Origin of the sequence: Sphingomonas sp. ERG5, from assembly GCF_000803065.1 — a bacterium.
Classification (GTDB): domain Bacteria; phylum Pseudomonadota; class Alphaproteobacteria; order Sphingomonadales; family Sphingomonadaceae; genus Sphingomonas.
In genome coordinates this window covers 170,184-192,500 of the sequence record NZ_JSXI01000063.1, presented here as the reverse complement: position 1 = coordinate 192,500, position 22,317 = coordinate 170,184, and the positions used below count along the sequence as shown (strand labels likewise).

The 22,317-nt window shown below is 64.0% G+C and carries 18 protein-coding genes; 13 read left to right on the top strand and 5 right to left on the bottom strand.

The annotated features are described in order from the left end of the window. Both OO12_RS20630 and OO12_RS27130 read right to left on the bottom strand, forming a co-directional pair. Positions 1 to 597: a DUF4126 domain-containing protein gene (locus OO12_RS20630; protein WP_052216110.1), complete on the bottom strand. Its 597-nt coding sequence runs from the start codon at positions 595 to 597 to the stop codon at positions 1 to 3. Positions 598 to 615: 18 nt separating this feature from the next. After that, on the bottom strand, positions 616 to 1,275 hold the full coding sequence (locus OO12_RS27130; RefSeq protein ID WP_082006685.1) for a TMEM175 family protein: 660 nt from the start codon (positions 1,273 to 1,275) through the stop codon (positions 616 to 618). 179 nt (positions 1,276 to 1,454) lie between these two features. Between OO12_RS27130 and OO12_RS20620 the strand changes: the two genes are divergently transcribed. The 10 genes from OO12_RS20620 to OO12_RS20575 all read left to right on the top strand — a co-directional run bounded on the left by OO12_RS20620 (position 1,455) and on the right by OO12_RS20575 (position 13,475). Further along, positions 1,455 to 3,995: a penicillin-binding protein 1A gene (locus tag OO12_RS20620; protein WP_034160594.1), complete on the top strand. Its 2,541-nt coding sequence runs from the start codon at positions 1,455 to 1,457 to the stop codon at positions 3,993 to 3,995. A gap of 92 nt (positions 3,996 to 4,087) precedes the next feature. Further along, entirely contained in the window at positions 4,088 to 5,215 is a 1,128-nt protein-coding gene (prfB, locus tag OO12_RS20615) for a peptide chain release factor 2 (protein ID WP_034160593.1), read from the top strand. Next, entirely contained in the window at positions 5,215 to 5,997 is a 783-nt protein-coding gene (locus tag OO12_RS20610; RefSeq protein ID WP_034160592.1) for a class I SAM-dependent methyltransferase, read from the top strand. Before prfB ends, OO12_RS20610 begins: the two co-directional genes overlap by 1 nt. After that, positions 5,997 to 6,791, top strand: coding sequence for a thymidylate synthase (locus OO12_RS20605; RefSeq protein ID WP_034160591.1), 795 nt, complete (start codon positions 5,997 to 5,999; stop codon positions 6,789 to 6,791). Before OO12_RS20610 ends, OO12_RS20605 begins: the two co-directional genes overlap by 1 nt. Further along, positions 6,788 to 7,258 (top strand): dihydrofolate reductase, encoded by a 471-nt coding sequence (locus tag OO12_RS20600; RefSeq protein ID WP_034160590.1) that lies wholly within the window; start codon positions 6,788 to 6,790, stop codon positions 7,256 to 7,258. The genes OO12_RS20605 and OO12_RS20600 overlap by 4 nt, the downstream gene beginning before the upstream one ends. A 155-nt stretch (positions 7,259 to 7,413) precedes the next feature. Next, positions 7,414 to 8,580 carry a dipeptidase gene (locus OO12_RS20595; protein WP_034160589.1) on the top strand — a complete coding sequence of 389 codons (1,167 nt, stop codon included), beginning with the start codon at positions 7,414 to 7,416 and terminating at the stop codon, positions 8,578 to 8,580. 72 nt (positions 8,581 to 8,652) lie between these two features. After that, on the top strand, positions 8,653 to 9,579 hold the full coding sequence (locus OO12_RS20590; protein ID WP_034160588.1) for a bifunctional riboflavin kinase/FAD synthetase: 927 nt from the start codon (positions 8,653 to 8,655) through the stop codon (positions 9,577 to 9,579). 65 nt (positions 9,580 to 9,644) lie between these two features. Next, the gene (ileS, locus tag OO12_RS20585) at positions 9,645 to 12,533 is read left to right on the top strand and encodes an isoleucine--tRNA ligase (protein WP_034160587.1); all 2,889 of its coding nucleotides are present in this window, start codon (positions 9,645 to 9,647) and stop codon (positions 12,531 to 12,533) included. Then, on the top strand, positions 12,530 to 13,060 hold the full coding sequence (gene lspA, locus OO12_RS20580; protein WP_034160586.1) for a signal peptidase II: 531 nt from the start codon (positions 12,530 to 12,532) through the stop codon (positions 13,058 to 13,060). The genes ileS and lspA overlap by 4 nt, the downstream gene beginning before the upstream one ends. Position 13,061: 1 nt before the next feature. Continuing rightward, positions 13,062 to 13,475 carry a DUF3035 domain-containing protein gene (locus OO12_RS20575; RefSeq protein WP_443024592.1) on the top strand — a complete coding sequence of 138 codons (414 nt, stop codon included), beginning with the start codon at positions 13,062 to 13,064 and terminating at the stop codon, positions 13,473 to 13,475. Between the two features lie 530 nt (positions 13,476 to 14,005). Here OO12_RS20575 and OO12_RS27630 read toward each other — a convergent pair. The 3 genes from OO12_RS27630 to sseA all read right to left on the bottom strand — a co-directional run bounded on the left by OO12_RS27630 (position 14,006) and on the right by sseA (position 17,866). Continuing rightward, a complete protein-coding gene (locus OO12_RS27630) occupies positions 14,006 to 15,511 on the bottom strand; it encodes a TorF family putative porin (RefSeq protein WP_152616552.1) in 1,506 nt (501 codons plus the stop codon). Between the two features lie 302 nt (positions 15,512 to 15,813). Continuing rightward, on the bottom strand, positions 15,814 to 17,016 hold the full coding sequence (metC, locus tag OO12_RS20560) for a cystathionine beta-lyase (protein ID WP_034160584.1): 1,203 nt from the start codon (positions 17,014 to 17,016) through the stop codon (positions 15,814 to 15,816). Positions 17,017 to 17,026: 10 nt separating this feature from the next. Beyond that, positions 17,027 to 17,866: a 3-mercaptopyruvate sulfurtransferase gene (gene sseA, locus OO12_RS20555; protein WP_034160583.1), complete on the bottom strand. Its 840-nt coding sequence runs from the start codon at positions 17,864 to 17,866 to the stop codon at positions 17,027 to 17,029. 287 nt (positions 17,867 to 18,153) lie between these two features. Here sseA and OO12_RS20550 point away from each other — a divergent pair, with 287 nt between their 5' ends. The 3 genes from OO12_RS20550 to OO12_RS20540 all read left to right on the top strand — a co-directional run bounded on the left by OO12_RS20550 (position 18,154) and on the right by OO12_RS20540 (position 22,285). Next, positions 18,154 to 19,341, top strand: a complete 1,188-nt coding sequence (locus OO12_RS20550; protein WP_052216108.1) for an MlaA family lipoprotein — start codon at positions 18,154 to 18,156, stop codon at positions 19,339 to 19,341. 57 nt (positions 19,342 to 19,398) lie between these two features. Further along, on the top strand, positions 19,399 to 19,845 hold the full coding sequence (gene queF, locus OO12_RS20545) for a preQ(1) synthase (RefSeq protein ID WP_200887524.1): 447 nt from the start codon (positions 19,399 to 19,401) through the stop codon (positions 19,843 to 19,845). Positions 19,846 to 20,011: 166 nt separating this feature from the next. Continuing rightward, positions 20,012 to 22,285, top strand: coding sequence for a glycosyltransferase family 4 protein (locus tag OO12_RS20540; protein WP_034160581.1), 2,274 nt, complete (start codon positions 20,012 to 20,014; stop codon positions 22,283 to 22,285). Positions 22,286 to 22,317: the final 32 nt, after the last annotated feature.

The window sequence follows — 22,317 nt, the reverse complement described above, 5'->3', positions numbered from 1 at the left end:
CTAACCCGTCTTTGCCTTCCGCCCGAGCAGCTTCGCCAGCATCCGCTTGAGTACGACCAGCGCGGCTACCGAGGCCCCCAGGATTCCCAGTGCGATCACGACCGCCGCAATCGGGTTGGCCAGCGCGAGCACCAGCAGCCCGCCGGTTGCGACATCCTCGCCGGTCGACACGACGATGTTGCTTACCGGTTCGGGGCTGGCATTGACCACCGCGCGTGTGCCCGCCTTGGCGCTGTGCGTCAGCAGCGAGGCGCTCCCGCCAAGCAGCACCGCGATCACTTGCCATTCGGGCCGGCTCGGATCGACGATCGCAAGCGCGAGCAGCGCGCCGCCGACTGGGCGGACCAAGGTGTGGACCGCGTCCCATGCGCTGTCGATCCACATCACCTTGTCGGCGGCGAATTCGATCACCGCGAGCAGGCCGGCGACGCCCAGCACCCAGGGATTGGCCAGCACGTCGAGCTGCATCAGATGATCGGGTAACGGCACCCATCCGGTGCGCATCGCCACCCCGACCGCGAACACGCACAGATATAGCCGCCATCCGGCCAGCAGGCTGACGCTCGCCGCGACGCCGAGGATCTCGACGATGCTCATACCGGGCTCATGCTGGGCTCATGCCGTGGCCGCCTTGCGTGCGATCTGCCGGTCGACCCGGCGCAGGAACAGGCGCTGCCAGATCGGGATGGTCAGCAACCCCATCTGGCTGAAGCGCGGGTCGATGAACGCGATCAGCAGCGCGCACAGCGCCCCGAAGATCACTGTCCCGCTCCGCGCGCGGACATAGGCGATCATGTCGGGTGAGACATCCGTGGCGACGACGGGCGCGGAGGTGACGATGAACATCAGCCGCCGATTGAGCACGCCCGTGAGCAGCAGCGTCGCGGCATAAAGTGCGGAAGGCACCAGCGAGCCGCTATTGGCGCTCATGAACGCGGTGGCGAAGGGCAGGAACACGATGGTGCACAATACCATCAGATTCGCGCCGACCAGCCGTTCCGAATAATGCGCCGCCAGCCCGAACATGCGATGATGCGCGGCCCAGAACGCGCCGATCACGAAGAAGCTGACGACGAAACCGAAGAAGTTCGGCATCAGATGCCTCAGCGCATGGAGATAGGCCTGGTCGGGCGATCCCAGCGGCAAAGCGGGGACATGCACCTCGATGATCAGCAAGGTGATGGCGATCGCGAATACCGCGTCGGAAAAGAAGATCATCCGTTCGAGCGAATGCTCGGGCCCGCTCGGCCTGTCACCCTTAGCGCGTGTCGTCATATTCTGGCGTGCTCCCCTTGCCCTTGGGACAGCTTAGCCGGGGTGCAAGCGGCAAGCTAGGGTCCAGACCCTAGGGTCTGGAGGGGGGCGCTCTTGCCCTCAATTCGGCGTAATGCGGCGGGCCGTGACAATCATCCGCTGGCAAGCCGCGTCAAACTTGCTAGAGGCTGAAAGCTTATATGGCCGAGACCGAATCCCCTTCCGTCACTTTCCGCCTGCGCCGCGATGTCGATGGTGTTCGCGGATTTCTCGGGCGGACCTGGGCACGCTGGTGGGTGAAGGCGCTTGCCGTGCTTGCCGGGCTGGCGATGATCGGCATCTTCCTGATCTGGCTGCTGATCGCGCGCGACTTGCCGTCGGTCGAGAATCTGCGCGCTTATGAGCCGCCCTTGCCGACCAATGTGCGCGGCATCGATGGTACACCGATCCACAGCTATGCGCGCGAACGCCGCGTCGAGCTGAGCTATGACGAATATCCGCCGCTGCTGGTGCGTGCGTTTCTCGCGGCAGAGGACAAGACCTTCTTCGAGCACCACGGCGTCGATTATCCGGGCATCGCCTCGGCGATCCTGATCAATCTGCGCAATTCGGGCCGCCCGGTCGGCGCTTCGACCATCACGCAGCAAGTCGCCAAGAACCTGCTGATCGGCAATGAGGTCAGCTATCTGCGCAAGGCGAAGGAAGCGATTCTCGCCTATCGCATTGAAGATACGCTGACCAAGCAGCAGATCCTGGAGCTTTATCTCAACCAGATATTCCTCGGCCGGAACGCCTATGGCGTCGCCGCGGCGAGCCACGCCTATTTCGACAAGGATCTGGATGAGCTCAGTCTGCCGCAGCTCGCCTATCTCGCGATCCTGCCCAAGGGGCCGGCCAATTACGATCCCGACCGCAGTACCGCCAAGGCGCTGAAGCGGCGTAATTTCGTGTTGAGCGAAATGCAGCGCAACGATTTCATTACGCCGGCGCAATATCAGGATGCGATCACTCAGCCGATCGGCTCGGTCGCGCGGCAGAAGCCGAAGTTCGAGCGCGTCAGCGGTTATTTCGTCGAAGAGGTCCGGCGCGAACTGATCGACAAGTTCGGTGAGGCGGCGGATGGCGGGCGCAATCCGTTCAGCGTCTATGCCGGCGGCCTGTGGGTGCGTACCTCGCTCGACAACAAATTGCAGAGCTATGCTCAGGACGCGTTGCGCGACGGGCTGTTGCGCTATGATCGCGGGCGCGGCTGGAACGGACCGATCCGCCATGTCGACTTTGCCGACGATGCGTGGCTGCCGGCGCTGCTCAACACCAATATCGGCCTCGACTATGCCGACTGGACCGCGGCGATCGTGACCTCGGTCAGCGGAGACAGCGCCGGCCTCGGCTTCGCCAATGGCAGGACCGGCTCCTTGCCGCGCTGGGGTGCGCAAATGCCGGTGCGCGGCGAAGGCGGCACCGCCTTTGCCGCGCTGAAGGTCGGCGACATCGTTGCCGTTGCGCCCGAAGGCGATAGCTTCGCGTTGCGGGCGATCCCCAAAATCTCGGGCGGCATGGTGATCATGGAGCCATCGACCGGACGTGTGCTGGCGATGCAGGGCGGGTTTGATTCGCGGCTGCAATCCTTCAACCGCGCGACTCAGGCGATGCGTCAGCCGGGCTCGACGATCAAACCGATCGTCTACTCCGCCGCGCTCGAACACGGCATGACCCCGGCCTCGATCATCGTCGACGGGCCGTTCTGCGTCTATCAGGGCGGGCGGCTGGGGCAGAAATGCTTCCGCAATTTCGGCGGCGGCGCCGGGTCGGGGCCACACACCATGCGCTGGGGCATCGAACAGTCGCGCAACCTGATGACGGTGCGCGCGGCGGCGACCACCGGCATGGACAAGGTGGTCGGGCTGATGGATCAGATGGGCGTGGGCAAATATCCGCCCTATCTCGCCTTTGCATTGGGTGCGGGTGAGACCACCGTGATGCGCATGGTCAATGCCTATTCGATCCTGGAGAACCAGGGGCGGGCGCATTCGGCTACCCTGATCGACTTTGTGCAGGACCGTCACGGCAAGGTGATCTGGCCGGCGAACTGGCGTGCTTGCGACCGCTGCAACGCGCCCGACTGGAACGGCAAGGCGATGCCGCGCCCGGTCATTCGCGGCAAGCAGGTGCTCGATGCGATGACCGCCTATCAGATGGTGCATATCACCGAAGGCGTGATTCAGCGCGGCACCGCGACGACGCTGCGCGATCTCGACCGGCCGATCTTCGGCAAGACCGGCACCTCGTCCGGCCCGACCGATGTGTGGTTCATCGGCGGCACGCCGCAGATCATCGGTGGCCTTTATATCGGCTTCGACAAGCCGACCAGCATGGGCGGCTATGCGCAGGGCGGCACGCTCGCCGCGCCGATCTTCAAGCAATTCGCGCTGAAGGCCTATGACGGGATGGAGAAGCTGCCGTTCCGCGCACCCGCCGGCATCCGCATGGTGCGCATTGACCGTGCCTCGGGCAAGCCGGTGTTCGGCGGCTGGCCGGGCACCGATCCCAAGGCGGGGATGATCTGGGAAGCGTTCAAGCCGGAGAGCGAGCCGCGCCGTTCGATCAAACGCGCATCGCCGGAAGAACTCGCCGCGCAGGCTCAGGCGGCGGCGGTCAAGGCCCGCGCCGCACAGGCCGAACAGCGCAGCGATCAGCGCCGGGATACCGATTTCTTGCAAAGGGAAGGCGGAATCTACTAGTCCGCCCCGTCTGTATTATAGTGCGCCCGCACTGTATCACCCCATTATGCCCCGGCAGTTCCGGGGCCAATATATGACCCGGAGTACTCCCGATGCGCGCTGAAGCGCAGGCCCATGTCGACACCATCAACGAGGCGCTGGCGCTGTTACGCCGGTTCCTCGATTGGGACCGTGCACTCCGCCGTCTCGACGAACTCAACGCGCGGGTCGAGGACCAGGCGCTGTGGAGCGACCCCAAGGCAGCCCAGGACGTGATGCGCGAGCGCCGCCGCCTCGAAGAGGCGATCAACGCGACGCGCGCGATCGAGAGCGAACTGGCCGACACGTCCGAGCTGATCGAAATGGCCGAGGCCGAGGGCGATACAGAGATGGAGAGCGAAGGCGTCACTGCGCTCGCCGAACTCGCCGCACGTGCTGACCGCGACAAGGTCAAGGCGCTGCTTGCCGGAGAGGCCGATGCCAACGACACCTATATCGAAGTCAATGCCGGTGCCGGCGGGACCGAGAGCCAGGATTGGGCCGGCATGCTCAGCCGGATGTATTCGCGCTGGGGCGAACGTCATGGGCTGAAGGTCGAGCTGATCGACCAGCATTCGGGCGAACAGGCCGGGATCAAGTCGGCGACGCTCCTGCTCAAGGGCGAGAATGCCTATGGCTATGCCAAGACCGAGAGCGGCGTGCACCGGCTGGTGCGCATCAGCCCGTATGACAGCGCCGCGCGCCGCCACACCAGTTTCGCCAGCGTGTGGGTCTATCCGGTGGTCGACGACAATATCGACATCGAGGTGAACGAGAGCGAGCTGCGCATCGACACCTATCGCGCGTCGGGTGCGGGCGGGCAGCACATCAACACCACCGATTCGGCGGTGCGCATCACCCACATCCCGACCAACATCGTCGTTCAGTGCCAGAACCAGCGGTCGCAGCACAAGAACAAGGCCGAGGCGATGAACCAGCTCAAGGCGCGGCTCTATGAGCGTGAATTGCAGGCGCGCGAGGCGGTGGCCAATGCGGAGAATGCGGCAAAGACCGATATCGGCTGGGGCCACCAGATCCGCTCCTACGTCCTGCAGCCCTATCAGCTGGTCAAGGATCTGCGCACCGGGGTGACCTCGACCAGCCCGTCCGACGTGCTCGACGGTGATCTCGACGCGTTCATGGCAGCGGCGCTGTCGCAGCGCGTGACCGGCGAGGCGGTCGAGGTGGAGGACGTGGACTGATGCGTCCGATCGCCGCCCTGCGTGCGAAGCGAGCGATGCTGCTGGCGGGATTCGTCGGCCTGGCTTTGCTTGGCGCCTGCGAACCCGGCCCGCCGCGCGTCAAGAAACCGATCGATACGGCCGGGCCATTCCCCGCTGCCGACCGCCCCGTCGCGCATATCGTCTCGTCACGCTGGTCGACCGAGGAAGCGCGCGACCGGCTCAACGAGGCAAGCGAAGTGATGGACAAATCGGGTATCAAGCCCGGCATGACCGTTGCTGATATTGGCGCTGGCGAGGGTTATTACACCATTCGCCTGGCGCAGCGCGTCGGCAAGGACGGCCGCGTGCTGGCTGAGGATATCGTCGCTGCAGTGCGTGATGGTTTGGCTGAACGCGTCGCGCGTGAGCGCCTCGATAATGTCAGCGTGCGGCTGGGCGATGCGGATAACCCCAAGCTGCCCGACAACAGCTTCGACCGCATCCTCATGGTGCATATGTATCATGAGATCGAGGAGCCGTACGAGTTCCTGTGGCGCATGCGTCCGTCGCTGCGCCCCGGCGGCGAGGTGGTGGTGGTCGATGCCAAGCGCCGCACCCAGGATCATGGCACCCCGCCAAGCTTGCTGAAGTGCGAATTCGCCGCGATCGGCTACACGTTGGTCGAGATGCACGACATGCCCTCGGCCGGCGGCTATCTCGCCGTGTTCCGCGCTCAGGGCCTGCGCCCCGAGCCTGAGGCGATCAAGCCGTGCGTTACGGTTTCATCGCCTCCTCCCGCCACGCCGGCGGCAACGAACTGATGCAGCCCTATCTTGATCTGATGCAGCGTGTGCTCGACCATGGTGCCGAGCAGATGGACCGCACCGGCACCGGCACGTTGTCGGTGTTCGGGCATCAGATGCGCTTCGATCTGGCCAGGGGCTTTCCGGTCCTGACCACCAAGAAGCTGCATTTGCGCTCGATCATCGTCGAGCTGCTGTGGTTCCTGCGCGGCGACACCAATGTGCAATGGCTGCGCGACCGCAAGGTCAGCATCTGGGACGAATGGGCCAATGAAGATGGCGACCTCGGCCCGGTCTATGGCAAGCAATGGCGCGACTGGGAAACGGCCGATGGCCGCCATATCGACCAGATCGCCGAACTGATCGCGCTGATCAAGCGCGACCCGGGATCGCGCCGCCAGATTGTCACCGCGTGGAATCCCGGCGACCTGCATGCGATGGCGCTGAGCCCGTGCCATTGTCTGGTCCAGACCTATGTCGCCAATGGCAAGCTGTCGCTGCAACTCTATCAGCGCAGCGCCGACATCTTCCTCGGCGTGCCGTTCAACATCGCCAGCTATGCGCTGCTCACCCATATGCTGGCGCAGCAATGCGGGCTGGAGGTCGGCGAGTTCATCTGGACCGGCGGCGATTGCCACCTTTATTCCAACCATCTGGAGCAAGCGCGCGAGCAATTGAGCCGCACGCCGGGCGTGCTGCCGACGCTCGAAATCCTGCGCAAGCCTGCCGCGATCGATGCTTATGAATATGAGGATTTCGCCCTGATCGGTTATGAGGCGCAGGCTCATATCAAGGCGCCGGTGGCGGTTTGATCACGCTCCATCTCGCGCGCGCCGATAATGGCGTGATCGGCCGCGACGGCAAACTGCCCTGGCATCTTCCCGCTGACCTGAAGCGCTTCAAGGCGCAGACCATGGGTAAGCCGATGGTGATGGGCCGCAAGACCTTCGAAAGCTTCCCCAGCCCTTTGCCGGGCCGCCGTCATATCGTGCTGACACGCGATCGCAACTGGTCGGCGGCGGGTGCCGAGGTCGCGTATACCCCGGACGAAGCGCTCGCACTGGCTGGAGCGGGCGATGTGGCGGTGATCGGCGGCGCGGAAGTATTCGCGCTGTTTGTCGATCGCGCTGACCGGGTCGAATTGACCGAAGTACATCTCTCGCCCGAGGGCGATGCCACTGTCCCTGCCTTTACCGGCTGGCGGGAGAGTGCGCGCGAGGATCACCTCGCGGAGGGCGAGCGGCCAGCATATGGCTTCGTGACGCTCGAACGGCGCTGACCTTTGATTGTTGCGGTTCCCCGGTGGGCGGGGAGCGGATGTGCCGACTTGTCCCCGAGGCCACCCTCCCGCATACCCTTGGCGAGAGAATCTCGGCACGGTGAATGCCGGAACGGGTCCGGCATGACGGACCGGGCTTTGGGTGGGATGCGGCAATGAAGAAATGGCTCTGGGGCATCCTGGCCCTGATCGTTCTGGGTGCAATCGCCTTTTTCGTCTTCGCTCCCGGGGTCGTCGAGCGATCCATGAACAAGGTCGAACCGGTCGCGCTGAAGATCAGTCCCGCGGCGCGCGCGCTGCATGCGCGGCTGCAGGTCGCCGATATGCACGCCGATACATTGCTGTGGAAGCGCAGCCTGTTGACGCGCTCGGCACGGGGGCAAGTGGATCTGCCGCGACTGGTCGAGGGCAATGTCGCGCTGCAGGTCTTCTCCTCGGTGACCAAGACGCCGAAGGGGCAGAATTACGACGCCAATTCCGCGGCGACCGATAATATCACTTCGCTGGTGATTGCTGACCTGCAGCCTTTGCGGACCTGGAATTCGCTGCTCCAGCGCTCGCTCTGGCATGCGACCAAGCTCAACCGCTATGCCGCCGCCTCGAATGGCCAGCTGCGCGTGATCCGCACCGCTGCCGATCTCGATGCGCTGCTCGCGGCGCGGGCAGGGGGTGCGAAAGTCGTCGGCGGGATGCTCTCGATCGAGGGATTGCAGGATCTGGAAGGCAGGATCGGCAATCTCGATGTGCTTTATGGCGCGGGCTTCCGCATGGCGGGCATGGCGCATTTCTTCGACAATGATGTCGCGGGGTCGATGCATGGCGAGAAGAAGGGCGGACTGACCCCGCTCGGTCGCCAGGTCATCGCGCGAATGGAAAAGCTCGGCATGATCGTCGATGTGGCGCATGCCAGCCATGAGACGGTCGCCGAGATCCTCAAGCTCGCCCGGCGCCCGGTGGTGTCGAGCCATGGCGGTGTGCAGGCGACCTGCAAGGTCAATCGCAACCTGACCGATGCCGAGATCAAGGGCATTGCCGCGACCGGCGGCGTGATCGGTATCGGCTATTGGGATGCGGCGATCTGCGGCACCAATCCGAAGCAGGTGGCACTGGCGATCGCGCATGTCCGAGATGTGGTTGGGGTCGACCATGTCGGGCTGGGGTCGGATTTCGACGGGGCGGTGACGACCGGTTTTGATGTCAGCCAGCTGGTCGGGGTGACCCAGGCGCTGCTGGATCAGGGCTTTACGCCGGAAGAGATCGGCAAGGTGATGGGCGGCAATGTGCTCAGGGTATTGCGTGCGGGGATCGTGCCTGCTCCTTAGATCTCCCCTTCAGGGGCGGCGACTGAGAAGAAGGGCTTTCGCCTCTCGCTGCGCGCCCCTATAGCCCGCGTCATGCAGCGGCTGGACGGCAGCGCAACAATCCCGCCCGAACTCCGTGGCGGCATCGTCGCGCTCGGCAATTTCGATGGATTTCACCGCGGGCACCAGGCGGTGGTCGGTGCTGCGGTGGCGATGGCGAAAGCGCAGGGGCGACCCGCTTTGGTCGCGACCTTCGATCCGCATCCGGTGCGCTATTTCCGTTCCGACGCCGCGCCCTTTCGCCTGACCACGCTCGATCAGCGCGAACGGCTGTTCGGCGCGGCCGGCGCGGATGCGATGGTCGTGTTCCGCTTCGATGCGACGCTCGCCGCGCTGACCGCGGCACAGTTCGTCACCGAGCGGCTGTGCGGCAATCTTGGCGTCGGTGGCGTGGTGACGGGCGAGGACTTCACCTTCGGCAAGAACAAGGGCGGCGACGTGCATGTGCTGGCCGGGTTCGGCCGCCGCGACGGCTTTGCGGTCGAGACGGTCGGCGCGGTGGCGGATCACGGTGAAATCGTGTCGTCGAGCCGAATCCGCGAATTGCTGGTGGCGGGCGACCCGCGCGGTGCTGCGGCGCTGCTGACCCGGCCGTTCGCGATCCAGGGCAATGTCCAGCATGGCGACAAGCTCGGCCGTACGATCGGCTATCCGACCGCCAATGTCGACATGGGCAATTATCTGCGCCCGGCTTACGGCATCTATGCGGTGCGCGGGAGGCTGCCCGATGGCCGCGTGCTGAATGGTGCGGCGAATCTCGGCATCCGCCCGACCTTCGATCCGCCCAAGGAATTGCTCGAGCCCTATTTCTTCGACTTTTCCGGCGACCTGTACGGCCAGTGCATCGAGGTCGAGCTGATCGAGTATCTGCGGCCTGAAGCGAAGTTCGACTCGCTCGACGCGCTGACCGCGCAAATGGCGGCGGATTGCGAACGGGCCCGAGCGATATTGTCGTCCTAGTTCCTCGGTGAAGACCGGGGAACTGTTTGTGTCCGGCGAAACGCTCGTCTAATGCCCGAGCACTTATGACCGACACGCCTTCCGACACCGCACGCGACTATCGCGATACCGTCTTCCTGCCGAAGACCGACTTTCCCATGAAGGCGGGCCTCGCCGCCAGGGAACCGGCGATTCTGGAGCGGTGGGAGAAGCTCGGCCTGTACGACCGGCTGCGCGAGCAGCGCGCCGGGCGTGAGCGCTTCATCCTGCATGACGGCCCGCCCTACGCCAATGGCGACATCCATATGGGCCATGCGATGAACAAGGTGCTGAAGGACATCATCGTCCGCAGCCAAACCTTGCTCGGTAAGGATGCGCCCTATGTGCCCGGCTGGGATTGCCACGGCCTGCCGATCGAATGGAAGGTCGAGGAAGCGTACCGCGCCAAGAAGCTCGACAAGGACCAGGTGCCGGTCGCGCAGTTCCGCGCCGAATGCCGCGCCTATGCCGAGAAATGGGTCGCGGTGCAGCGCGCGCAGTTCGAGCGGCTCGGCGTGATGGGCGACTGGGAAGACCCGTATCTGACCATGAAGTTCGATGCCGAGGCGGCGATCGTCGGCGAATTGCTGAAGTTCGCCGAGAGCGGCCAGCTCTATCGCGGCGCCAAGCCAGTGATGTGGTCGCCGGTCGAAAAGACCGCGCTGGCCGAGGCCGAGGTCGAATATGAGGATGTCGTGTCGACTCAGATCGACGTGGCGTTCGAGATCGTGGAGGCGCCGGGCGCGCCCGAACTGGTCGGCGCGCACGCGGTGATCTGGACGACCACGCCCTGGACGATCCCGGTCAACCAGGCGCTGAGCTACGGGCCTGAGATCGAATATGTTCTGGTGCCAACATCTAAGGGCAACTTTTTAGTCGCAGAGCAACTAGTTAACGCGTTTATCGGCCGCTATGAACGGGGCGATTCCAACCAAGTCGAAAGTGTCGATTATGGCTTAGGTGGCGGCCCGGTGAAGAAATGGCTGGGCTCGCAACTAGCCGGCGCCGTCGCCCGCCACCCGATGCACGCGCTTGGCGGCTTCTTCGCCAAACCGCGCCCGTTCCTGCCCGGCGATTTCGTCACCACCGATGCCGGTACCGGTCTGGTCCATATGGCACCGGATCATGGCGAGGACGATTTCCTGCTGTGCAAGCAATACGGCATCGACCCGGTGTTCGCGGTCGATGGTGCGGGCATGTACCGCGCCGACTGGCTGTGGCTGGGCGGGCAGGGGAGCGTCATCAACAAGAAGTTCGTCGCCTCGGACGGGCCGATCTGTTCGGACCTGCGCGCGGCCGGCGCATTGCTCGCGGCGAGCGACGATTTCGCGCACAGCTATCCGCATAGCTGGCGCTCCAAGGCGAAGGTGATCTTCCGCGCCACGCCGCAATGGTTCATCCCGATGGACCAGCCGCAACAGACCGACGCCGCGCCGACACCGATCGAGATCGGCGCCGAGGCCGGCTTCGCGCCGGTGCTTGGTCACGCCAAGGGCAATGGCCCGACCCTGCGCAACATCGCGCTCGACGCGATCGAGCGCACGCGCTGGGTGCCGGCGCGGTCGCAGAACCGCATCCGTGCGATGGTCGAGCAGCGCCCCGACTGGGTGATCAGCCGCCAGCGTGCCTGGGGCGTGCCGATCGCGCTTTATGTCGATCGCAAGACCGGCCAATATCTCAATGACCTGGCAGTCAATGCGCGCATCGTCGAAGCATTCAAGACGGGGGGCGCGGACGCATGGTTCGACGCCGACCATCAGGCGCTGCTTGGCGAGAAATATGTCGCCGCCGATTATGAGGTGATCACTGACATCCTCGACGTGTGGTTCGATTCCGGATCGACCCACGCCTTCGTGATCGAAGCGCGCTATGGTGAGGGCACCCGCGCCAACCTGTATCTCGAAGGGTCGGACCAGCATCGCGGCTGGTTCCAGTCGTCGCTGCTCGAAAGTGCCGGCACGCGCGGCCGGGCGCCTTATGACGCGGTGCTGACGCACGGCTTCGCGCTCGACGGGCAGGGCCGGAAAATGTCCAAGAGCCTTGGCAACGTCGTCGACCCGCTCAAGATCATCCAGGAATCGGGCGCCGATATCCTGCGCATGTGGGTCGCGCAGACCGATTATTTCGAGGATGTGCGCATCGGCAAGGAAGTGCTCGGCACGACCAGCGACGCTTATCGCAAGCTGCGCAATACGTTCCGCTATCTGCTCGGCGCGCTCGACGGGTTCAGCGACGCCGAGAAGCTCGATGTCGCGAAGATGCCCGAGCTCGAGCTTTATGTCCTGCATCTGCTCGGCAAGCTCGATGTCGAGCTGAAGACCGCGACGGCGAATTTCGAATTCAACCGCTATCTGCGGCTGCTGACTGATTTCGCGGCGGAGGATCTGTCGGCCTTCTTCTTCGATATCCGCAAGGATTCGCTCTATTGCGATGCGCCGGGCGATGTGAAGCGGCGTGCCTATCGCACTGTGCTCGACATATTGTTCCACGCGCTGGTGCGCTATGCCGCGCCGATCCTGTGCTTCACCGCCGAGGAAGTGTGGCAGTCGCGTTATCCGAGCGACGATGGCTCGGTGCATTTCCTCGACTGGCCAGTGCTGCCGGCCTTGCCGGGCGACGATGCGATCTCGATCAAATGGGGCGATATGCGCGCGTTGCGGGTCCAGGTGACGGAAGCGATCGAGCCGCTGCGCCGCGACAAGCAAGTCCGCTCGAGCCTTGAAGCCGAAGTGACGGTGCCCAAATCGGCGCCCGGATCGGCCATGTCGCTCGCTGCGCTGGCCGAGGCGTTCATCGTGGCGAAAGTCACGCACGCCGACACCGTATCGGTGACGCCGACCGAGTTCCACAAATGCGGCCGTTGCTGGCGCCATCTTCCCGAAGTGACGGAAGACGGTACGCTGTGCGCCCGCTGTGCAGAGGTTGTCCCCGCATGAAATCGCTTCGCCCCGCCGGACTGATCACCGCCGCCATCGTGCTGATCGTCGATCAGCTTGCCAAATATGCTGTGACCGGGCCGCTTGGCATCGATCATCTCGGCGCGGTGCGGGAGATCACGTCCTTTTTCGCGCTGCGCTTCGTGCCCAATGTCGGCGTGTCGCTTGGCCTGTTCCCGGCCGATAGCGAGATGATGCGCTGGAGCCTGGTCGGCCTGACCGCGGCGATCGCCGTCGGTGTGCTGGTGTGGATGACACGCGAAAAGAGCCGCCAGGATCAGATCGCGCTTGGCTTCGTGCTTGGCGGCGCGCTCGGCAATATCCTCGATCGGGTGCGGTTTGGCTATGTCGTCGATTTCGCCGATCTGCATTTCGGCGAGTGGCGGCCCTTTTTGGTCTTCAATGTCGCCGACGCGGCGATTACGATAGGCGTGCTCGTCTTGCTTGTGCGCGCGCTTCTGGTACGCGACAAAACCAAGAATGTTCGGGGCGCGGAAAATGCTCCAGTGGAGAATATGAATGCGTAAGATGGCGTCGATCGCAACCGGGCTGGGCCTGGTGGGTATGCTGGCCGGGTGCGGCTCGACCGGGATCAACCGTGCGCGTCCCGACGAATTCGCCGTCGCGCGTCAGGCGCCCCTGGTGATTCCGCCCGATTTCTCGCTGGTTCCGCCGGCTCCCGGCACCGCGCCGACCTCCACCGCAAATCCCAATGCCCAGGCGCTCGACGCGCTGTTCGGCGGCTCTGCGGCGCGCAGCGCGTCGGAAACGGCGACGCTTGATGCGGCGGGCGGCGATTCGAGCGCTGCCGGCATCCGTTCCGATGTCGGCGATCCCGGCACGGCAGTCGTCGACAAGGCCGGCACGACGCGCGACATCGTCGCGGCGCCGGAAGGCGATGGCCAGGATGCACGCGCGACCACGCCTACGCCCAAGCCGTAAGGCGTCACTGCTGATGGAGTGCTGAAAGGCTGGCTCGACGCCTGGCGTCGAGCGACGTCGAGTCGCGCGCGGATCAGCGGCGCCGCTTGGTGAAGGTATCGAGCGTCGTACCTGATCCTTGCAGAGCGGCGCTGGCCATGCACGAGGCGATTGTGCCGGTGGCGCTGGGGCAATCCTTTTTTGCCGACGATAAGAAAGAGCGCGCCGGTGTAACGCCGGCACGGGTGACATGCCCAACCCCGAGTGATGGTTGAATCGCCACCGGCGACGGGGGTGCTGAAAGAGGCGGGGGGAGATATGTTACACCGGTATGTAACATATCCTATGTCGCCTATTCAGGCTGCCGTTTCGACCGTAGGCTGCATAATGTCGTTTTATATCAAATACTAAGATGAAATTGGCGATCCTGGGTGATGCTGGGTGCGAGGCTTGCCGACATTTGGAAGCAGCGAGCGGATTCCATCGCTGATCGGGCTCCCCCTCCACGAATCGCCGGCAGTTCCGGCGATCCGCGAAAGGGGAGGCGAGGATCAGAAGGACGCGCCGATCGAGAAGATCACTGCGCCGTCCGCGCCGAGCAATTCCTTGGCGTTGAGGACGTTTGTCTCGTTGGTGTTGACGTAGGAAACGCCGAAGGTCAGCGCCTTCCACGCCATTGTCGCGCCGACCGAATAATCGACCACATCGCCGGTCACGCCGCCCAGGAAGCTGTCGCTCTTGGCATAGCCGAGGTGGCCGACCAGGCTGAACGGCGTCTTGGGGATCGCGGCAGTGAGATCACCGTGGAAGTAGATGCTTGATTTATCGCCAAGCGCTGCCTGGCCGCCCCAGGCATAGTTCGCGCCAACCTTTGCTGTCACCGGGCCGAGCGTCCCGCTGACATTCACATAGGGCTCGAAATAGTCGGTGTCGGCATTGCCGTGCTTGGGATAGAGATAATAGAGCAGGCCGCCGTCGAGCGTGATGCCGCCGATCGTCTTCGAATAGCCGCCGTAGAGATCGACTTCGGTATTGCCGGCAAAGCCAATGCTCGATGCCCAGGTGCCGACATAGAAGCCGCTCTCATGCGTCAGGTTGATCGTGCCCTGGATCGCCGCATTCTCGTTATTCTGCGTGAAACCACGGAAGCGATAGTCGCTGACCAGAGTCGCGCCGCCGGTGATCTTGATCGACGACGGGGCCGATGTGTCCGATCCGGCCGCCGGCATCGCTGCGGTCAGGCTGAACACCACCGCGCCATCGGCGCCGATGCTCTCCTTATAGCCGCGGGGATACAGGCCGCCTCGGGTCGAATTGGTCTGGTCGGTGTTGACGTACGTCACGCCGAAGGTCAGCGATTTATAGGTCGCGGTCGCGCCGATCGAATAATCGATCACCTTTCCGTCGATGCCGCCTGGGAAGGCGTCGCTTTTGGCATAGCCAATATGCGCGGCGAGGCCGAATGGCGTCTTCGGGATCGCCGTGGTCAGGTCGCCGTGGAGATAGATGGCCGATTTGTCGCCCAGCGCCGCCTGGCCACCCCAGGCGAAATTCGCGCCGACCTTCGCCGTGACCGGGCCAAGCGTGCCACTGACATTCACATAGGGTTCGAAGAAGTCGGTGTCGGCATTGCCCTTCTTGGGATAGAGATAATAGAGCAGGCCGCCGTCGAGCGTGATGCCGCTGATCGTCTTGGTGTAGCCGCCATAGAGATCGACTTCGGTATGGCCGGCAAAGCCCACACTCGAACCGAACGTGCCGATATAAAAGCCGCTTTCATGGTTCAGGTTGATCGTGCCCTGGATCGCGCCATTCTCGCCGCTCTGCGAAAAGCCGCGGAAGCGATAATCGCTGACCAGAGTCGCATTGGCGGAGATGGTGAAGGGTGATGCGGGCGCGGCGGTTTCGGCGGGTGCCGCGTCCTGAGTGGCGACCGGCGCGGTTTCGTCGACGACGGTGGTGACGGCTTCCGGGGCCGCCGGGTTGGTCTCGGCGAACGCCGGGACGGCGTTGGCGATCATCAGCGCACTAAGGCTGATCATGGAAATACGGCGCATGGATACCCTTTCAATTAAGATCTGGTTCCACACCTGCGTCCGCCGGGTAGCGCATCTGTCGAAAGGATTGATCCTCCCCGCGCCGCTTCCCCGATCGGTATCTCAAAGTCGGCTAGAATTTGCTGCAGCACAACATAATTCTACCAAGGGGACACAATCCAGCAATATTGTGTTGCTGCGTTGCAACAGTGGTTGGCGCGCTATCGGCTTGCATTGCCCCATGGGTCGCGGGCATTCGAGCAGCGTTTTAGGCTTGTTACTCGACGTCGCTGGAACCGAACGGGGGTTAATCCATCATCGCTTCAGCGGGTCGAAGCGGCCGTCCGAAAACGCGCCAGGCCGGCGGAAAGGTCGGCGATCAGGTCGTCGACATGCTCCAGCCCGATTTGCAGCCGGACCATCGGCCCATCATCGTCGCGCCTGGTCACGCTGCGATAGCGCATCGGATCGACCGGCAGCGCCAGGCTCTCGAATCCGCCCCAGCTATAGCCGATGCCGAAAAGTTCGAGCCCATCGATCAGCGCGGCGCGGGCCGCTTCGTTGCCGCCGGCGAGGGTGAAGGAGAACAGGCCCGATGCGCCCTTGAAGTCGCGCACGAAAAAGTCGTGGCCGGGGCAATCGGGCAAAGCCGGGTGCAGCACTGCCGCGACCTCGGGCTGTTCCTGCAGCCAGCGCGCGATGGTCAGCGCGCTGGCCTCATGCTGTTTCAGCCGGATCGCCATGGTGCGCAGCCCACGCGAGCCGAGCCAGCAATCGTCGGGACTCGCCACCTGGCCAAGTTGCAGGCTGGTGTCGCGCAGCCTGCCGAAATGCCCCGGCGCGGCAGTGACCGATCCGAGCATCACGTCGGAATGGCCAACGACATATTTGGTGCAGGCGAGCACGCTCAGGTCGATGCCGTGCGCGATTGCCGGGAAGAGCAGGGGCGTGGCCCAGGTATTGTCGAGCAAGGTGGTCACGCCACGCGCCTTCGCCGCCGCGACGATCGCGGGAATGTCCTGCACCTCGAAGGTCAGGCTGCCGGGGCTTTCCATCAGGATCGCGCGCGTCTTGTCGCCGATCAGGTCGGCGATGCCGGCGCCGATCATCGGGTCGTAGAAGCGCGTCGTGATGCCCATGCGCTTGAGCAAGCCGTTCGCCATCGACCGGGTCGGGTCATAGGCGGTGTCGACCAGCAGCAGTTCGTCGCCGGGCGACAGCACCGAGAGCAAGGCTGCCGCGAGCGCCGCGACGCCCGAGCAATAGAGGAAAGTGCCTTCCGCGCCCGGTTCGAGCTCGGTCAGCGCATCGGCCAGCGCCCATTGCGTCGGCGTACCGCGACGGCCGTAGAACAGCCGGTGATGCGTATCCGATACGCGTTCGCGCAGCTCCGCGACCGAATCATAGAGTATGGTCGACGCGCGCCAGACCGGCGGGTTGACGATCCCGCCGGTCCATTCCTTGCGCCGCCCGGCGGAAACGACGCGGGTCGCGTCGTCTTTCGGGCGGCCTGTCTCTTTCGTCACGCTTTTGCGCTCACTGGGCGCCGGTCGCCTTGGGCGTCGAGCTGTCCGCGCCCCATTCGGACCAGCTGCCGTCATAGACCGCCGCTTCATTGCCGAGCAGATGCGCACCAAAGGCGAGCACCGAGGCGGTAATGCCCGAGCCGCAGGTGGTGACCAGGGGCTTGGCCAGATCGATCCCGGCGCCCGCGAACGCGGCCTTCAACTCGTCGCCCTGCTTGTAGGTGCCGTCGGCGTTGAACAGCTCGCCCTGCGGCAGGTTCTTTGATCCCGGGATATGGCCGGCATGTGTCGCCGGACGCGGATCCGGCTCCGCACCGGAGAAGCGCGCCGCCGAGCGTGCGTCGAGCACCTGCTCCGCGCCGCTGTCGAGATTGGCCTTCATCTGGGCCAGATTGCGCACGCCCTTGTCATCGGCCCAGACGGTGAAGTGACGGTGGCGCAACTGCTCCTTGCCGCTCGCCGTGTCGCGGCCTTCGGCCTTCCACTTGGCGAGGCCACCATCGAGGATCGCGACGTCATGCGCGCCGAAGGTGCGGAGCATGAACCAGGCGCGCGCCGCGGTGTGATAGGGGGAATCGTCGTACAGGACGACGCGGCTGCCATCGCCCAGGCCGAGCGACTGCATGCGGCTGGCGAATTTTTCGGGCGGCGGCAGCATCGAGGGCAGGTCGGTATTGGTGTCGGCCAGCTCGGCAAGATCCATGAACACCGCGCCGGGAATATGCGCTGCTTCATATTCGGCCGCCGGGTCGCGTTTGTCGCCGGCCAGCACATAGGTGGCATCGACGATACGCAGGTCGTTCGCGCCCAGTTCGTTCGCGAGCCATTCGGTCGTCACCAGCGAGTCCATTACCATCTCCCTTGCAGATAGCGGATCACTAGGGTCCAAACACAATCACCGCAATGGTTTGGCGACCGCTGCGCGGCAGACGGTTTTGAGCGAACCGCGACAGTCCGATCGATTCCCGGGGTGACCGATTCCGGGGTTGGCCAAAGGATGTTGGTCTATTTATTACAGGTTAGAGTATTGATCATTGGCTCGCGGCCAATATTTGAGTCGCGCGCGGGCGGGTTCGTGAAAGCGAATCGTGTCCAAGGAGCGCGATATGCCGGTCTGCGGCAGGAGATAAAGAAATAATGGTTCCTGTATTCGGCGCGGTGGTGCTGTTCGCAAATTTGCCGTTGTCCGCTGTCGAAGCGCCGATCCCGCCAGTCGTGATCCAAACGGCGAGCGGTCAGCAAGCCCCGGTCGCGGCACCGGAATCCCCTGTACCAACATTGGAGCCGGCGCCCGCGCCGACGACTCCCCCGTCGGTCGCGGCCGGCACCCCGCCAGAGGCTTTGCCCGTGGCTCCGGCCGCCCAAAACCCGGCAACGCCCGACGCGGCGGTGGATCCGGCGGCGCAGCAAGTGTCCGGCGGCGGCCTGGTCGATGACGATATTCTCGTCTCGGCGCGACGGCGCTCTCCCGGCGATCCGGCCGAACGGGTCAATGTCGAATCCTACAAGGCGGTGCAGGCGATCGATCGCGCCTTTGTCGGCCCGGTCGCCAACGGTTATAAAAAGGCCATTCCCAAGCCGATACGCAACGGCATTCACAATTTCCTCGATCATGTGCAGGAACCGATCGTCTTCCTGAATTACCTGCTGCAGCTGAAGCCGGGAAAAGCGGCCGAGACGCTGGGCCGCTTTGCGATCAATTCCACGATCGGGCTTGCCGGAACGATCGACATGGCCAAGCGCCGTCCCTTCAAGCTCCCGCATCGCCCGAACAGCCTGGCCAATACGCTGGGCTATTATGGCGTGAAGCCGGGGCCGTATTTCTTCCTGCCATTGATCGGGCCGACCACGGCGCGCGATCTTTTCGGGATCACGATCGATCGGCTCATCCTGCCGGTCAGCGTCGGAACCCCGTTCAACAAGCTTTATTACACCCTGCCGATGAACACGCTGAGCGCGCTGGATTATCGGGTGACCTTCGACGACAAGCTGACCGTGCTGCATACGGCCACCGATCCCTATGCCGCGACGCGGGATGATTACCTCCGCAAGCGCAAGGCCGAAATCGATCACCTTCACAGCCCGAGCTGGTCCGGGCATCGCTTGCCGGAACACCCCGTCACACCGGCGACCGCGCCTGCGCCCGTGACGGCGACATCGGCAGCGGCTGGCGTGCCCGGGACGGTCGCCGCACCCGCGACGCCGCCGCCCGCGCCGGTATCCGCGACAGCGGAGGCACCCGTGACCATGGTGCCTGCGGCACCGGTGCCGGTCGTACCGGCCCCGGAAGGCAAGGCGCCGGAAGCGGCAACGCCGACCCCATAGCGATGGCGGGATCCGCCACGGGGTGACGGGCGGTTCCCGGGCTCCTATATGGCCACCATGACCCCGACCCATCTCGGCAAGACCAGCGTGCTGCCCGCCTCCCCGGAGGATGCGGTGCTTGATTATGTGCCCAATCCGCGCCTCGGCCGGCCTTATCTGGTGCGCTTCACCGCGCCCGAATTCACCTCATTGTGCCCGGTGACGTCGCAGCCCGATTTCGCGCATCTCGTGATCGATTATGCGCCGGGCGCGACGATCGTCGAATCCAAGTCGCTGAAGCTGTTCCTCGGCGCGTTCCGCAATCATCAGGCATTTCATGAGGATTGTACCGTCGGCATCGGCGAGCGGCTGTTCGCGGAAATGGCGCCGGTGTGGCTGCGAATCGGTGGCTATTGGTATCCGCGCGGCGGTATCCCGATCGATGTGTTCTGGCAGTCGGGAGAGCCGCCCGCCGGCATGTGGCTGCCCAGCCAGGACGTGCCGGGCTATCGCGGCCGGGGTTGAATTTTTCAGTTCGTCCCGGGAATCCGTTCATCCGGCGTCAAGATTGATTTCAATCAGTCAGATTCACTTGTTGCGCTGCAGCATGACTGCAACCATATTCACATCTGGCCGTTCGGAGAAGGCATGGATGGGGTGAAAGACCCCTTTCGCACTCGGAAGGATTGAAATGTCGCTCCAAAAGGATGTCGTAGCGTCTATCGATCACCTTGCCCTGATCGGCAACTTCCTGCCGCGCAAATGCGGCCTTGCAACATATACTACCGATACATTTACCGCGTTGAAGGGCCGTTACCCGGACCTTCAGGTCGATGTCTATGCCATGGACGACCATCCCGGCCTTTACGATTATCCGCCCGAAGTGACCGGCAGCATCCCGCAGCAGGAGCGGGTCGCCTATCTCGACACCGCCCGCGCGATTGAGAAGAGCGGCGCCAGGGCGATCTGGCTGCAGCACGAATATGGCATTTATGGCGGGGCCGCCGGCGAACATATCCTCGCTTTGCTCGACCGGGTGTCGATTCCAGTCATCGTCACGCTCCACACCATCCTCGAAAAGCCCAGCGCCGACGAGCGTCGCGTGATGGAGGGGCTGTTACGCCGTGCCGCACGCGTGATCGTGATGGCCGAAAAGGGCCGTGAGATACTGGAGCGCGTCTATGCCGCGAATCCGCGGTCGATCGTGATGATTCCGCATGGCGTGCCCGATCGCGATTTCGTCGACCCCAATACGCTGAAGGCGCAGTTCGGCTGGGAGGGGCGCGAGACTGTCCTGACCTTTGGCTTGCTCGCGCCCAACAAGGGCATCGAGACACTGATCGAGGCCTTGCCGGCGATCGTCGAGGCCAACCCCGACACGCTCTACGCGGTGCTGGGCGCGACTCATCCCAATCTCGTCGCGCATGAAGGCGAGAAATATCGTGACCGGCTGAAGGCGCTGGCCGAGGAGCTCGGCGTTGCCGCCAATGTCGAGTTCATCGACGCCTTTCTCGAACATAATGAGTTGATCGACTATCTGCAGGCGTCGGACATTTATGCCACGCCCTATGTGAACCCGGCGCAGATCACCTCGGGCACGCTGTCCTATGCGATCGGCGTGGGCAAGGCGGTGGTCTCTACCCCCTATGTCCATGCCACCGAAATCCTGGCTGACGGGCATGGCGTGCTGGTCGATTTCGGCGACAGCGCGGCGTTTGCGCGCGAGATCAATGCGCTGCTCGGCAGCGAGCGCAATCGCGTCAAGCTGTCGGAACGCGCTTATGCGCGCGGCCGGACCATGATCTGGCCGGTGCTGGCGGAGACCGCGATGCGCGAGATCGAGGCGATGGTCGCGGCCAAGCCGCGCCGATTGTCCAAGACTCAGTCGATCTTCACCCCGCTCGCGCCCGATTTCTCCGCGGTCGAGCGGATGAGCGACATGACCGGCATGCTCCAGCATGCGATCCTGTCGGTGCCCGATCGCCGTCACGGTTATTGCATCGATGACAATGTCCGCGCGCTGATGCTGATGACCGCGATCGAGGATATGGACGAGCAGGTCCGCGACAAATGGATGACGGTGTACGCTGCGTTCGTCCAATATGCCTGGAACCCGGATCATCGCCGGTTCCGCAACTTCATGAATTTCGATCGCACCTGGTGTGAGGATGAAGGGTCGGAGGATTCGAACGGCCGCACGCTTTGGGCGCTTGGCGTCACCGCGAAGCGCGCGACCGCGGCAAAGCATCGCGACTGGGCGGTGCGTTTGTTCGACGAGACCGCCAGTCTCGCTTTCGACCTGGGCAGTCCGCGGGCGCAGGCCTTTGCGATGCTTGGTGCAGCCGCGATGCTCGGCGCGCATCCGGGCCATAGTCTTGCGCGCAATATCCTCGAACGTTTCTCCAACGACCTGCTGGCTCTGGTCGAGGAAACGCGCCGCCCGGAATGGGAATGGTTCGAGATCGTCCTGGCCTATGACAATGCGCGTCTGCCCGAGGCGCTGATCCGCGCCGGCATGATGCTCGGTCGCGACGACCTGCTTCGAACCGGCCTGTCGACGCTCGACTGGATCACGCAGCAGCAAACCACGCCGGAGGGGCGCTTCCGTGCGATCGGCACCGAGAGTTTCGGGCGACCTTATGCCGATCCGCTGCCGTTCGACCAGCAGCCGCTCGAGGCGCAGGCGACGATCGATGCCTGTGCCGCCGCATTCAAGGCGACCGGCGACCGGCGCTGGGTCGAGGAGGCGGTGAAGGCGTATCGCTGGTATCTTGGCCAGAACGATCTCGACCTGCCGCTCGCCACCGCGCAGGATGGCGGCTGTTTCGACGGGCTGATGCCAACCGGTCTGAACCGGAATCAGGGCGCCGAGTCGATTTTGGCGCTGCAATTGGCCTCTTGCGCCATTTCGGGGCTTTCAAAGGCAAGCGAAAGCGTGGCAGGACCGGACCGCGCCGTCGCATAGCCTCGCTAACGACGCCGCGGGGCGTTGCACGC

Bases quoted from the DNA above. Each gene is read 5' to 3' on its own strand.
- OO12_RS20630 (WP_052216110.1), bottom strand. From the start codon at position 597: ATGAGCATCGTCGAGATCCTCGGCGTCGCGGCGAGCGTCAGCCTGCTG.
- OO12_RS27130 (WP_082006685.1), bottom strand. From the start codon at position 1,275: ATGACGACACGCGCTAAGGGTGACAGGCCGAGCGGGCCCGAGCATTCG.
- OO12_RS20620 (WP_034160594.1), top strand. From the start codon at position 1,455: ATGGCCGAGACCGAATCCCCTTCCGTCACTTTCCGCCTGCGCCGCGAT.
- prfB (WP_034160593.1), top strand. From the start codon at position 4,088: ATGCGCGCTGAAGCGCAGGCCCATGTCGACACCATCAACGAGGCGCTG.
- OO12_RS20610 (WP_034160592.1), top strand. From the start codon at position 5,215: ATGCGTCCGATCGCCGCCCTGCGTGCGAAGCGAGCGATGCTGCTGGCG.
- OO12_RS20605 (WP_034160591.1), top strand. From the start codon at position 5,997: ATGCAGCCCTATCTTGATCTGATGCAGCGTGTGCTCGACCATGGTGCC.
- OO12_RS20595 (WP_034160589.1), top strand. From the start codon at position 7,414: ATGAAGAAATGGCTCTGGGGCATCCTGGCCCTGATCGTTCTGGGTGCA.
- OO12_RS20590 (WP_034160588.1), top strand. From the start codon at position 8,653: ATGCAGCGGCTGGACGGCAGCGCAACAATCCCGCCCGAACTCCGTGGC.
- ileS (WP_034160587.1), top strand. From the start codon at position 9,645: ATGACCGACACGCCTTCCGACACCGCACGCGACTATCGCGATACCGTC.
- lspA (WP_034160586.1), top strand. From the start codon at position 12,530: ATGAAATCGCTTCGCCCCGCCGGACTGATCACCGCCGCCATCGTGCTG.
- OO12_RS20575 (WP_443024592.1), top strand. From the start codon at position 13,062: ATGGCGTCGATCGCAACCGGGCTGGGCCTGGTGGGTATGCTGGCCGGG.
- OO12_RS27630 (WP_152616552.1), bottom strand. From the start codon at position 15,511: ATGCGCCGTATTTCCATGATCAGCCTTAGTGCGCTGATGATCGCCAAC.
- sseA (WP_034160583.1), bottom strand. From the start codon at position 17,866: ATGGACTCGCTGGTGACGACCGAATGGCTCGCGAACGAACTGGGCGCG.
- OO12_RS20550 (WP_052216108.1), top strand. From the start codon at position 18,154: ATGGTTCCTGTATTCGGCGCGGTGGTGCTGTTCGCAAATTTGCCGTTG.
- queF (WP_200887524.1), top strand. From the start codon at position 19,399: ATGACCCCGACCCATCTCGGCAAGACCAGCGTGCTGCCCGCCTCCCCG.
- OO12_RS20540 (WP_034160581.1), top strand. From the start codon at position 20,012: ATGTCGCTCCAAAAGGATGTCGTAGCGTCTATCGATCACCTTGCCCTG.